Source organism: Streptomyces sp. STAM6, assembly GCF_054963715.1.
Genome location: NZ_JBUEFZ010000013.1, coordinates 126,148 through 138,847, shown reverse-complemented (window position 1 = coordinate 138,847; position 12,700 = coordinate 126,148). Strand labels below are relative to the sequence as shown.

Annotated in this window: 11 protein-coding genes and 1 pseudogene; 7 read left to right on the top strand and 5 right to left on the bottom strand. The window is 73.0% G+C overall.

Features of this window, described 5'->3' with window-relative positions; genetic code table 11:
- Positions 1-5: 5 nt before the first annotated feature.
- Positions 6-971 carry a CAF17-like 4Fe-4S cluster assembly/insertion protein YgfZ gene (gene ygfZ, locus ACY34K_RS18050; RefSeq protein ID WP_462748188.1) on the top strand — a complete coding sequence of 322 codons (966 nt, stop codon included), beginning with the start codon at positions 6-8 and terminating at the stop codon, positions 969-971.
- Positions 972-1,005: 34 nt separating this feature from the next.
- Here ygfZ and dtd read toward each other — a convergent pair whose 3' ends face one another.
- On the bottom strand, positions 1,006-1,431 hold the full coding sequence (gene dtd, locus ACY34K_RS18045) for a D-aminoacyl-tRNA deacylase (RefSeq protein ID WP_462748185.1): 426 nt from the start codon (positions 1,429-1,431) through the stop codon (positions 1,006-1,008).
- Between the two features lie 117 nt (positions 1,432-1,548).
- Here dtd and ACY34K_RS18040 point away from each other — a divergent pair, with 117 nt between their 5' ends.
- The gene (locus ACY34K_RS18040) at positions 1,549-2,142 is read left to right on the top strand and encodes an RsiG family protein (RefSeq protein WP_462748183.1); all 594 of its coding nucleotides are present in this window, start codon (positions 1,549-1,551) and stop codon (positions 2,140-2,142) included.
- Between the two features lie 48 nt (positions 2,143-2,190).
- Complete coding sequence (locus tag ACY34K_RS18035; RefSeq protein ID WP_462748181.1) at positions 2,191-3,435, top strand: GNAT family N-acetyltransferase; 1,245 nt, start codon at positions 2,191-2,193, stop codon at positions 3,433-3,435.
- Here the strand turns inward: ACY34K_RS18035 and ACY34K_RS18030 are convergent, their stop codons facing one another.
- Entirely contained in the window at positions 3,436-4,179 is a 744-nt protein-coding gene (locus ACY34K_RS18030) for an ABC transporter permease (protein ID WP_462748179.1), read from the bottom strand.
- Positions 4,172-5,134 (bottom strand): ATP-binding cassette domain-containing protein, encoded by a 963-nt coding sequence (locus tag ACY34K_RS18025; RefSeq protein ID WP_462748177.1) that lies wholly within the window; start codon positions 5,132-5,134, stop codon positions 4,172-4,174. The genes ACY34K_RS18030 and ACY34K_RS18025 overlap by 8 nt, the downstream gene beginning before the upstream one ends.
- 129 nt (positions 5,135-5,263) lie before the next feature.
- Between ACY34K_RS18025 and ACY34K_RS18020 the strand changes: the two genes are divergently transcribed.
- Positions 5,264-6,031 (top strand): TetR/AcrR family transcriptional regulator, encoded by a 768-nt coding sequence (locus ACY34K_RS18020; RefSeq protein WP_462748175.1) that lies wholly within the window; start codon positions 5,264-5,266, stop codon positions 6,029-6,031.
- A 10-nt stretch (positions 6,032-6,041) separates the two neighbouring features.
- Positions 6,042-6,647, top strand: coding sequence for a TetR family transcriptional regulator (locus tag ACY34K_RS18015; RefSeq protein WP_462748174.1), 606 nt, complete (start codon positions 6,042-6,044; stop codon positions 6,645-6,647).
- 266 nt (positions 6,648-6,913) lie between these two features.
- Here ACY34K_RS18015 and ACY34K_RS18010 read toward each other — a convergent pair whose 3' ends face one another.
- The gene (locus tag ACY34K_RS18010; RefSeq protein ID WP_462748172.1) at positions 6,914-8,110 is read right to left on the bottom strand and encodes a cytochrome P450; all 1,197 of its coding nucleotides are present in this window, start codon (positions 8,108-8,110) and stop codon (positions 6,914-6,916) included.
- Positions 8,100-8,843, bottom strand: coding sequence for a cyclodityrosine synthase (locus ACY34K_RS18005; RefSeq protein WP_462748170.1), 744 nt, complete (start codon positions 8,841-8,843; stop codon positions 8,100-8,102). The genes ACY34K_RS18010 and ACY34K_RS18005 overlap by 11 nt, the downstream gene beginning before the upstream one ends.
- 202 nt (positions 8,844-9,045) lie before the next feature.
- Between ACY34K_RS18005 and ACY34K_RS18000 the strand changes: the two genes are divergently transcribed.
- Together ACY34K_RS18000 and ACY34K_RS17995 are read left to right on the top strand one after the other, a co-directional pair.
- Positions 9,046-11,019, top strand: a complete 1,974-nt coding sequence (locus tag ACY34K_RS18000) for a HelD family protein (RefSeq protein ID WP_462748168.1) — start codon at positions 9,046-9,048, stop codon at positions 11,017-11,019.
- A 246-nt stretch (positions 11,020-11,265) separates the two neighbouring features.
- Positions 11,266-12,543: pseudogene (locus ACY34K_RS17995) on the top strand (ABC-F family ATP-binding cassette domain-containing protein); the annotation flags it as partial.
- Between the last annotated feature and the right edge of the window lie 157 nt (positions 12,544-12,700).

The window sequence follows — 12,700 nt, the reverse complement described above, 5'->3', positions numbered from 1 at the left end:
CTGGTATGAAGAGCCCTCTCCTGTCCCTGTCCGGCGCGGTCCCCGCCGAGGGGCGTGACGAAGGTGTCGCCGCGCACTACGGCGACCTGTTCCGTGAGCAGCGCGCCCTCGCCGACGGCAGGGGCCTGGTCGACCTGAGCCACCGCGGGGTCATCACCGTCAGTGGCGACGACCGGCTGAGCTGGCTGCATCTGCTCCTCACCCAGCACGTCAGCGAACTGCCCGCCGGCCGCGCCACCGAGGCGCTGATCCTCTCCGCGAACGGGCACATCGAGCACGCCCTGTACCTCGTCGACGACGGCGAGACCGTGTGGGCGCACGTCGAGCCCGGCACGCAGGAGGCGCTCATCGGCTACCTGGAGTCGATGAAGTTCTTCTACCGGGTCGAGGTCGCCGACCGCACCGACGACTTCGCGGTCGTGCACCTGCCGGCCGGTTCCATCACCGAGGTTCCCGACGGCGTGGTCGTACGGGAGACCTCGCACGGCCGGGACGTGTTCCTGCCGCGCGCCGACCTGGAGTCGTACGCGGCCGGAAACGGCCCGCTCGCCGGCATCTGGGCGTACGAGGCGCTGCGCGTCGAGGCGCACCGCCCCCGGCTCGGCTTCGAGACCGACCACCGCACCATCCCGCACGAGCTGGGCTGGATCGGCACCGCCGTACACCTGCAGAAGGGCTGCTACCGCGGCCAGGAGACCGTGGCGCGCGTCCAGAACCTGGGCAAGCCCCCGCGTCGGCTGGTCTTCCTGCACCTGGACGGCAGCGAGGTGCACCTGCCGGGACACGGCACTCCGGTGCGCCTGGCCGCCGACGGCGAGGAGGGCCGCCAGCTCGGGTTCGTCACCACCGCCGTACGCCACCACGAGCTCGGACCGATCGCACTCGCGCTGGTGAAGCGGAACGTGGCGGTCGACGCGCCGCTGCTGGCCGGCGGCACGGCGGCCTCCCAGGAGACGGTCGTCGAACCCTGACCCGGCGCCTCTCCGGGGGCTTTCCGGACCCCGACTACACCTCGACGATCACCGTGAACGGGCCGTGGTTCGTGAGCGACACCCGCATGTCCGCTCCGAACCGGCCCGTCTCCACGGTCGCGCCCAGGTCCCGAAGCCGCGCCACCACCTCGTCGACCAGAGGCTCGGCCACATCGCCGGGCGCCGCCGCGTTCCACGTGGGGCGCCGGCCCTTGCGGGCGTCCCCGTAGAGAGTGAACTGCGAAATCACCAACAAGGGCGCATTCACGTCCGAGCAGGACTTCTCGCCCTCCAGGATCCGCACCGACCAGAGCTTGCGGGCCAGCTGCGCCGCCTTCTCCGGGGTGTCCTCGTGGGTGACTCCCACCAGCACACACAGCCCTTCGCCGACGATCTCGCCGACGGTCTCTCCCGCCACGACGACCTTCGCGCCGTCCACTCTCTGCACCACTGCACGCATACAGACCAACCTATCCGCGTCCGAACGGGTGCAGAGCGCCTGCACGCGTACAGGGAGGAATGGCACCATGCGTGTCAGGCGGTGCGGCTTACGCACCGGTCGAGGGGACGGATTCACATGAGCACACATGGCGCCGGGCAGACGCCGCATCCCGTACCGACGACCTGCTCCGGCAGAGGCACCATGAGGCCCCCCGCGCAACGGGTCGGCGAGTCCGGCCTGCCGGAGGCCCGGCAGCACGACCTGAAGGCCCTGCGACTGCCGGAGCTGCGCGCCCTGCGGCGCGATTCGCACGGCGACGAGGCCGACCTCAGCTATGTGCGGCGCCTGCTCCAGGGCCGCATCGACATCCTGCGGGCGGAACTGGCGCGCCGCACCGGTCCACACGTCCCGGTCGTCGACCGGCTCTCCGAGATCCTCGCCGACACCCCGTCGCGGCACCGCTCGTCGGCCCGTCACGTCACGCTCTCCACCCCGCGCGGCGAGGAGTACCGGCGGCTGGCCGCCGACATGCTCTCCGAGGTCGAGCTGTCCGACCTGGGCGCCCGCACGGACGACGAGCTGCACGCGGCGATGGGGCGGCTCGCGCACTACGAGCAGCAGGTCTCCCGTCGCCGCCAGGAACTGCAGCGGACGGCCGACGACTGCAGCGCCGAGATCGCCCGCAGGTACCGCGACGGCGAGGCGCAGGTGGACGACCTGCTGACCTGAGGGAAATCGGGGTGCGGCGTCCGGGCGCGCCCGCATAGCGTGAGGCGCATGAGTCTCGAAGTCCGGACCATCACCGCCGCCGAGCTGCCCGACTGGATGATCGCCCTCCGTACCGGCTTCCTCCGGCCACCGGTGATCACGGACGAGGATGTGGCGGTCCGGCGCGCGCACCTCGATCTCACGCGTACACAAGGGGCGTTCGACGACGGGCGGTGCGTCGCCGCCTTCCGTTCGTTCGCGCAGGAGCTCACCGCCGTCGGAGGCGCCCCGCTGGCCGCGAGCGCCGTGTCGAACGTCGCCGTCGCGGCCACGCACCGCCGACGGGGCCTGCTCAGCCGGATGATGGCCACGGAGCTGGCGGCGGCGAAGGAGCGCGGCGAGGCCGTCTCCACGCTGATCGCCGCCGAGTACCCGATCTACGGGCGGTACGGCTTCGGTCCGGCGGCCTGGACGACCGAGTGGACCGTCGACGTGCGGCGCGCGGGTCTCGACCCGAAGTGGTCGCGGCCGGTGGACGGCGGCCGGATCGACCTGGTGGACGGGGCCGGGATACGCAAGGCCGGTCCCGGACTGCACGACCGGCTCCGGTCGTTCCGGCACGGCGTGGTGAACCGCGACTCGCGGGGCTGGGAAGTCGGCACGGGGCTGAACCTGCCGTCCGGGGAGACGTGGAAGGAGCCCTTCTACGCGACGTACCACTCGGCGGCCGGCGAACTGGAGGGGTACGTCGCCTACGTGGTGGACGACACCTGGCACGACGGAAAGCAGCCGCTGAACACGGCGACGGTGCGGGATCTGATCGCGGTGACCCCGGCCGCGGAGCGGGCCCTGTGGCACTACGTCTGCTCGATCGACTGGATCGTCACGGTGAAGAGCGGCTACCGCGCCCCGGACGATCTGCTGCCGCTGCTGCTGCCCGACCCGCGGGCGGCGCGCGTCACCACGCACGCCGACCTGCTGTGGGTGCGGATCCTCGACGTCGTCAAGGCACTGGAGACCCGGGCGTACGCCGCGCCGGGATCGCTCGTGCTGGAGATCCGGGACACGGCGGGGCTCGCCGGGGGCCGCTTCCGGCTGGACGCCTCGCCGGAGGGGGCGGTGTGCGCCCCCACGACCGAGTCCGCCGATCTGGTCATGGACGTCGCCGAGTTGGGGACGCTGTACCTCGGTGACGAGTCGGTGTCGCGGCTGGTGGCGCTGGGCCGGGTCGAGGAGGCCCGGGCGGGAGCCGCGGCCCTGGCCGACACCCTGCTGCGCGCGTCGCGCCGGCCCTGGTGCCCGGACATCTTCTGATCACCGTGTGCGGACGCGGAAGAGGGTGCCCGACAGGGCGACCGCGACCGCCAGCAGGCCCGCGCACCAAGCGAGCGCGATCCAGGGCGTGGTGCCCACCGGCTGGTCCATCAGGAGGCCCCGCAGGGTTTCGATCACGGGTGTGACCGGCTGGTGGTCGGCGAAGCCGTGCAGCCACGACGGCATCGTCTCGATCGGGACGAAGGCGCTGCTCGGGTAGGGCAGGAACATCATCAGGAAGGTGAACCCGGAGGCCGCTTCCGGGGTCTTGGCGAGCAGGCCGACGGCGGCCGACAGCCAGGAGACGGCCAGGATGAAGGAGAGCAGGACGCCGAGTGCCGCGAGCCAGCCGGCCGCGGTGGCGGAGGGCCGGAAGCCGATGAGGAAGGCGACCCCGAGGACCAGCCCGGTCGACAGCAGGTTGCGGGTCACGCTCGCCCCGACGTGACCGGCGAGGATCGAGGTCCCTTGGACGTCGAGGGAGCGGAAGCGGTCGATGATGCCGCGCTTCATGTCCTCGCTGACGCTCACGGCGGTGGAGGACGAGCCGAAACCGGCGCAGAGCAGCAGGACACCGGGGACGACGTAGGTGACGTACCGCGTGCCGGTGTCGATGGCGCCGCCGAAGAAGTACACGAAGATCAGCATCAGCATGATCGGCAGCGCCATGGCGGTGATGACGGCGTCGACGTTGCGGCGGCTGAGCCGGATGCCCCGGCCGAGCAGGGTGAGCGCGTCAGACATGGGTGTTCTCCTCCGGCCTGGTCCGGTCCTGGGTGGTGCTCGCCGTCAGGGCGAGGAAGACGTCGTCGAGGGTCGCGCCGTGCAGGGAGAAGCGGACGATGTCCGTGCCGGCCGGGTCGAGCCGGTCGAGGAGGGCGCGGACGTGGGCGGCGCCGCCGTCCGTCGGCAGGCCGAGGGTGAGTGTCTCGGGCGTGTGCCGGACCGCGTGCGGGGCGAGGCGCTGGTACGCCTGCTCGTCGGCGAGGACGAGGTCGAGGCGGTGGCCGGCGACGCGGCGCTTCAGTTCGTCGACGGTGCCCTCGGCGACGATGCGGCCGGAGTCGAGCACGGCGACGCGGTCGGCCAGCCGGTCGGCCTCCTCCAGGTACTGGGTGGTGAGGAAGACGGTGGCGCCCCGGGCGGAGAGGTCGCGGACGACCTGCCAGAGCTGTCGGCGGCTGCGCGGATCGAGGCCGGTCGTCGGCTCGTCCAGGAAGATCACCTCCGGGTCGCCGACCAGGCCCGCGGAGAGGTCGAGCCGGCGCCGCATGCCGCCCGAGTAGGTGAGGGCGGTGCGGCGGCGGGCGTCGGTCAGGTCGAACCGTTCGAGGAGTTCGGTGGCGCGTCGGGTCGCCGCCGCGCGGGAGAGCCCGCTCAGCCGGGCCATCATGCGCAGGTTCTCCTCGCCGGTCTGCATGTCGTCGACGGCCGCGAACTGGCCGGTCAGGCTGATCGCCCGGCGTACCCGGGCGCGTTCGGCCACCACGTCGTGGCCGGCGACCCGCGCGCGGCCCGCGTCCGCCTCGGTGAGGGTGGCCAGGATGCGGACGGTGGTGGTTTTCCCGGCGCCGTTGGGGCCGAGCAGGGCGAAAACGGTGCCCGGTTCGACGCGCAGGTCGATGCCGTCGAGCACGGGAATGTTCCGGTAGGCCTTGCGAAGGCCCACGGCCTCGATGGCCGGTGACTGTCGTGTCATGTCGCGCACCCTTCTGCGTATGGCATACGCGTTACTGTGTAAGGGTTACGCATTACTAGGATGGCCGTCAAGCACCCAGGGCGGACCACATGACGCCGAGGGGGCGATGCGGAGGCGGAGGCGGGAGCGATGAAGGACAGCGACGGCGGCACCGGACTCCCGGCGAGCATCGAGGCCGCCTGGGGACTGCGGGAACGCCCCACGAAAGGGCCGCGCCCCGGGCTCTCCGTCGGCCGGATCGTCGACGCGGCCGTCGCCCTCGCCGCGTCGGAGGGGCTCCCGGCCGTCTCCATGGGGCGCGTCGCCAAGGAACTCGGCGCCTCGACGATGTCGCTGTACCGGTACGTCGCCGCCAAGGACGAGCTGTACGTCCTGATGCTGGAGGCGGCCACCGGGGCGCCGCCGCCCCCGCCCGCCCCCGGCACCGGCTGGCGCGAGGCGCTCACCCGGTGGGCCTGGGGCCTGCGCGAGGTCTACCAGCGCAATCTGTGGATGCTCAGGGTGCCGATCTCCGGCCCGCCCGTCACACCCAACACCGTGGCCTGGTGGGAGTGGGGGCTCGCCGCCCAGGCCGGCACCGGGCTCGACACGAGCACACGGACCGGCAACATCCTGCTGATCAGCGGCTATGTGCGACAGCAGGCCGGGACCATGGCGGACCTGGACGCGGCCATCAGGGACAGCGGCGCCACGCCCGAGGAGGTCATGGCCCGCTACGCCCGCACACTGCGCAGGCTCGCCGATCCCGCCCGCTACCCGGAGGTGGCGAGGATGCTCGCGGAAGGGGCCATGGACGCCCCCGACGATCCCGACGACGACTTCCGCTACGGCCTGGAGCGCGTGCTGGACGGCATCCAGGTGCTGGTCGACGGCGCCGCGCCGGCCGGCGGTGCGTAGGCTCACCGGCATGAGCGGGTTGCGCGAACGCAAGAAGCGACGGACGTACCAGGTGATCTCGGACACCGCGATCGCGCTCTTCCTGGAGAAGGGCTTCGACCGGGTCCCGGTCGCGGAGGTCGCCGCGGCCGCCGAGGTCTCCAAGCCGACGCTCTTCCGGTACTTCCCGGCCAAGGAGGACCTGGTCCTGCACCGGTTCGCCGACCACCAGGACGAGGCGGCGCGCGTCGTCCTCGGACGGCCGGAGGGGGTCGCCCCGCTCGACGCGCTGCACCGCCACCTCGTCGACGGGCTCGGCCGCCGCGACCCCGTGACCGGGCTGAACGACGACCCGGACGTGCTGGCCTTCCACCGGCTGCTCTACGGCACGCCGAGCCTGGTGGCCCGGCTGTACGCGTACCAGGAGGCGGCCGAACGTGCGCTGGCGGAGGCGCTCGGCGGCGGGCTCGCCGCACGCCTCGCGGCCGGCCAGATCGTCGCCGTCCAGCGGATCCTGGCCGAGGAGAACTGGCGGCGGATCGCCGCCGGCGAGAGCGCGGACGCCGTCGAGCCGGACGCGGTGGCGGCCGCGGGCCTCGCCTTCCGGCAACTGGCCACGGGCCTGCCGACGGCCTGAGCCCCCCTGCCCGCAAACCGGCCCGACCCCGGGATCCGGAACCCGGCCGCGACCCGGCCCGGAGCCGCCGGGTGCACGCTCCGGCCGCGACCCGGCCCGGCAACCGGCTCGTACGGCCTACCAGTTCTCGCCCGGGGGCCCGCGGGCGGCCTCGCGTCCTGGCCGCCATCCGGCCGGTGGCCGGCCCCCGCGATCCGGCCGCTCCCGGGCCGGGCCTCCGGCAGCCTCGCCCCCGGCCCCGCTCCCGGTGCGGCGGGGGCTTCGGGTCACCACATGACGGGCAGCCGCTCCGGGATGCGCTTCATGAATCCGGTCCGCCACACCAGCTGGGCGATCGGCACCGCGAGTTGCAGGCCGGGCATCCGGTCGAGGAGGGTCTCCAGGGCGATCTCCGCGTGCCTCTTGCCGAGCGCGGTCGCCGGGCAGTAGTGCCGGCCGCCGCCGAAGGACAAGTGCGCGGTGCTGTTCTCGCGGGTGAGGTCGACCGTGTGCGGATCGCTGAACACCTCGGGGTCGAAGTTGGCGCCCTCCACCAGGACCAGCACCAGTTCGCCCTTCTTCACCGTGACGTCCCCGAGCGTGACGTCCTCCAGGGCGAGACGGGGAAGGCCGTCCCCGATGGAGAGGTTGATCCGGAGCAGTTCGTCGACCGCCGCGGGGATCTTCCCGCGGTCGGCGAGCAGTTCGGCCTTCAGCTCGGGGTGCTGGAGGAGGGAGACCACGGCCATGGTCAGGAAGCCCGCGGTGGAGATGACCCCGGCGCCGAACATGGTCACGCCGACCGTCGCGAGCATCTCGTCGGTCAGGTGGGCGTACTCCGGGTCCTGCCGGAGGGCGGCGATCTCGGCCATCAGCCCGGTGGTGGCCGGGTCGTCCAGACGTTCCGTCATGTAGGCGATGTCACGGTCCCAGTTGAGCTTGGCACCGGCGATGGGGCAGGCCGAGTTCATGAACGCGATGTCCAGGCTCCGCATCAGCCTGGGCGCGTCCTCCTGCGGGATGCCGAGGATGTGGCAGTGCATCGCCGCCGAGTACGGGTCGGCGAACCCGCCGCGCAGGTCGGCCGGGGCACCGTCGGCCATGAGGCGGTCCAGCAGCCCGGCCGCGTTCGACCGCATCCACTCGACGAGGCCGGGCGCCTTCGGATTGAGCGCCTTGAGCACCGCCTTGCGCAGGCCGGCCCCGGTGATGTTGCCCATGTTGTTGACGACCTCGGGCGGGATCGTCAGGGCGTACTGGCGGGGGACGCCGGGTGCGGAGGTGTCCTTGAGGCTGAACCGGGGGTCTTCCAGGACCTGCTTGCACAGCGCGTGGGACGACACCAGCCAGGCCTGGTCGCCGGCGATGGTCCGGACCCGCTTGACCGGTTCCTTGCGGAGGGTCTCGACCTCGGCGGGGATCCGGTCGCCACGCCAGGAGAACGGGAAGTCGATCAGCTCGTCGTGCGGCGTCTCAACGGACATGGCGGTCTCCTTCGGCGGGGGTGACGATGGCGTGGCCCTGGTTGCGGGAGGCGCGCAGGCCGGAGCCGCGCGAGTAGAGCAGCTCGGCCATCGGCAGGAGCTGGTGGTAGCAGTTGAGGGAGGACGGGACGCCGAGGATGGCGGGGGTGTCGAGGAACAGCGGGGCCTCGGCGCAGACGTACTCCAGGCACACCTGGCGCTGCCGCTCCGTGGCTGCCCTGCCGTCCAGCACCTTGGAGGACAGGAAGGTGTCCACCAGTGCCTCGCAGGTGGCGCGGAACTCCTCGTCCATGTCCAGTCGGCGTTGGAGATGGGCGTGGATGTCGCGGTACGCGGGGTTGTCGCCGAAGGACGACATGGGGTGGGCGCGCAGGCGGGTGCCGTCCGGGTCGACCTCCTGGACGGCGGACGTCACCTTGGCGCGGACGCCGCGCAGGTTCTTGACGGCCTTGCGGCGGGCGTCGTCGGCTGGGTAGCCGGACGCCTCGTACATCTCGGCCACGTGCAGGTCGGTGTAGACGAAGTCCACCCGGTCGAAGTTCTCGATGCCCCAGCGCGCGAGGTCGACGACGCGCCGGGCGGAGAAGTAGCTGTTGCCGGGGGAGACTCCGATGACGGCGTGCGCGCCCTCGGCGCAGATCACCCGGCAGTGCGCCGTATAGGGCTGGACGAGGAAGAGGCCGGCCGCGGTGGCCGGTGGGGAAGGATTTTCGACGACGGTCTCAGCGGTCAACTGGAAAGCGTCCTTCGCGCCGCTAGTCCCTGAGGAACCTTGTGCTCCCGGTGTGGCGACGACGCCGTGAAGTTAGCTTCCGAATACGGAGAGTGTCAACGAGTGCACGGAAGCGCAGGTGGCGCGTTCATCCCGAGTTCACTCGAAGGTGGAGAATGGGACTAGGTAAGAAATGTAACTCGGTTACGGTATTCTCGCGGGAATGACCGCACTGGACCATGAACTGAGACAGGAACGCGCCTACCACGACACCTGCCGAGCGGCCATGCGGCGCATGGTCGAAGGCGCCGGCCGCCAGGTCGTCACCGGCGCGGACGTCTCCGCCTCCGGCGCCGACGCCGAGGCCCTCGGCTACGAACTGCGCAGCCGGGCCAAGGAGTTGCGCGAGGAGCGACCCGGGCCCCTGTTCTTCGGGAGGCTCGACCACGAGGACGGCCAGAGCCACCACATCGGCCGCCGCCGCATCAGTGAGCAGCCCGCGGCCCCACCCCTGGTCATCGACTGGCGCGCGCCCGTGGCCCGCACCTTCTACCAGGCGAGCGCCCTCGATCCGCAGGGTGTCCGGGTGCGGCGCCGGTTCGGCTGGGCGCCCTTCAGCGAGGGCGACCCGGCGGACCTGACCGGCCTGGAGGACGAGCACCTCGGTGCGGGTGAATCCCGGGCGAGCGCCATCCTCGCCGGTGAGATCGAGCGGCCGCGTGTCGGGCCGATGCGGGACATCGCCGCCACCATCCAGCCCGAGCAGGACGACCTCGTACGGGCGCCGCTCGACACGACCGTCTGTGTGCAGGGCGCCCCCGGCACCGGAAAGACCGCCGTCGGACTGCACCGGGCCGCCTATCTGCTCTACACCCACCCCAAGCGCATTCGGCGCGGCGGCCTGCTGGTCCTCGGCCCCAACCGCACCTTCCTGTCGTACATCTCCGAAGTGCTGCCCGCCCTCGGCGAGCTGGACGTACGCCAGTCCACGATCCACGACGAGATCGCCGGCGGACGAGAGGTGAGGGCGTACGACTCGGACGCCGCCGCGGCCGTCAAGCACGACGCGCGCATGGCGGGCGTACTGCACCGGGCTCTGTACGCGCGGATCCGTGCCCCCGAGGGCGAACTGGTCGTGCCGGACGGCTCCTACCGGTGGCGGGTGCCCCTCGACGAGCTGGCCGCGATCGTCCGGGACGTACGGGCGGAGGCGCCGCCCTACGCGGTGGGGCGGGAGCGCGTGCGCAGCCGGGCGGTGCGCGCGATCCGGCTCCGGGCGGAGCGGCGGGCCGGCCCGATGAGCAACTCCTGGGTGCGGCGGATCGCCGGGGCCCGCCCGGTCACGGCGTTCGTCGACGCGTGCTGGCCCCGGGTGAGCCCCGAAGAGGTGCTGGCCGAGCTGCTGACCGATCCCGCCGACGGCGCGCTGAGCCCGCCGGAGCGGGAGGCGGTCCGCTGGGCGAAACCCCCTCGGTCGCACCGGTCGGCCAGGTGGACGGCGGCGGACCTGGTGCTGCTCGACGAGCTGGCGGGACTCGTTGAACGGCCCGGCGGGTACGGCCACATCGTGGTCGACGAGGCCCAGGACCTCTCGCCCATGCAGTGCCGTGCCGTCGCGCGCCGCGCGGACTTCGGCTCGCTCACCGTGCTGGGCGACCTCGCGCAGGGCACCACCCCGTGGGCCGCCCGGGACTGGCGCGAGCAGTTGGCGCACCTGGGGCGGAAGACGGCGGAGGTGGTGCCGCTGACGACCGGTTTCCGCGTCCCGGCCGCCGTGGTGGAGCTCGCCAACCGGCTGCTCGGCGACCTGGACGTCGAGGTGCCGCCCGCCCGTTCCCTGCGGCAGGACGGCGAACTGACCGTCCGTGAGGTGCCGGACCTGGCCGCGGCGACGGTTCGCGCGGTGCGGGCCGCCCTGGACCGGGAGGGCTCGGTCGGGGTGATCGCCGCCGAGCCGGACACGGCCGCCCTGCGCGCCGCCCTCGCCGAGGCCGGCCTGCCCGAGGGGGACCGGCTCACGGTGCTGCCGGCGACCCTCGCCAAGGGCCTCGAGTACGACCACGTCGTGCTGGCCGAACCGGCCTCCGTCGTGGAGGCGGAACCCCGTGGTCTGCACCGGCTGTACGTGGTGCTGACGCGCGCGGTCTCCCGGCTCGACGTCCTGCACACCCGGCCCCTCCCCCCGGCCCTGCGGTGAGTGCCGGGCGCCGGGCCGGGCGGCCGGCGCGTCCCCTCGGCCGGGCCGTGTCCGCGAAGTCCCGGCGGCCCGGCGGGCGGAACGCTATTTCGCGGACACTCCCCGGGGCCCGGGGGCGGCCGGCGTGCGGCGCAGGACGGTGAACGGTGGCGATCACTCCGAGGGCGAGCCGGCGCGATCGGGCGGTGGGGAGGGGGGCGGTGAGGGACACGGGTGCGGCGGACATGCGGTCGCACCGCCGCGCGCCCGGCCGTCACGGAGCGGGCCATGGCCGCCTACGCGCGCGCCGAGGCCGAGTTCCAGGCTCGCGGGGGGTACGCCGCCGAGGCCGAGGCGGCCCGCGTCGCCGCCGGACTCGGCCTGCCGCCGCGCGTGCTGGACCAGCCCGTGGGCACCCTGTCCGGCGGTCAGCGCCGCCGCGTGGAACTGGCGCGCATCCTGTTCGCCGGTCACGAGGGAACGCTGCTGCTCGACGAGCCCACGAACCACCTGGACGCCGACTCCCTCGCCCGGCTGCGCACCTTCCTCCTCGGTCACCCGGGCGGTCTGGTGCTGATCAGCCACGACACGTCGCTCCTCGCGGACACCGTCAACCGGGTCTTCCACCTCGACCCCCGGCGCACCACGATCGACGTGCACAACACCGGCTGGTCGGACTACCTCGCCCAGCGGGACGCCGACGAGCGCCGCCGCGCCCGCGAGCGGGCCGGCGCCGAACGCAAGGCGGCCGCGTTGCACGCCCAGGCGGACAAGATGCGCGCCCATGTGTCCACGGCCGTCGCGGCGAAGAACATGGCCCGCCGCGCCGACCGCCTGCTGGCCGGGCTCGAACCCGCCCGGCACACCGCGAAGGTGGCGCGCATCCGGCTCCCCGAACCCGCCCCGTGCGGACGCGTCCCGCTCGGGGCGGCCGGCCTGACGAAGGCGTACGGGGACCACCCGGTCCTCCGGGGCGTCGACCTCGCCGTCGACCGCGGGAGCCGCCTGGTCGTCCTCGGCCTCAACGGCGCGGGCAAGACGACCCTGCTGCGTCTGCTCGCGGGCCGCGAGACGCCCGACGGCGGCCGGGTCGTGCACGGCCATGGACTGCGCCTGGGCTATTTCGCGCAGGAGCACGACACCCTCGACCCGGCCCGGACGGTCCGCGAGAACCTCCTCGCCTCCGCGCCCCACCTCACCGACGGCGAGGCGCGGCGCGTGCTCGGCGCCTTCCTCTTCACCGGGGACGACGCCGACAAACGGGCCGGGGTGCTCTCCGGCGGAGAGAAGACCCGTCTGGCCCTGGCGGGCCTCGTCCACTCCGGGGCGAACGTCCTGCTGCTCGACGAACCGACGAACAACCTGGACCCCGCGTCCCGCCGGGAGGTACTCACCGCCGTGGGCACCTACCCGGGCGCGATCGTCATGGTCACCCACGACCCGGGCGCCATCGAGGCACTGCGCCCGGACCGCGTCCTGCTCCTTCCGGGCGCGGACGAGGACATGTGGAGCGAGGAGTACCTGGATCTGGTGTCCCTGTCGTAGGTGGCGGCCGGCCGCGTGTCCCGTCCCAGCGAAGGTGAACCACGCCGAGGCCGTGACCAGAGGCGGGCCACTTCGAGTGGGACGCGATGCGGACCGGCGTCTCGGCCGATCCGAGAAGTGCCGAGCGGTGGCACCCGCCCGCCCGCCGGCACGGGCC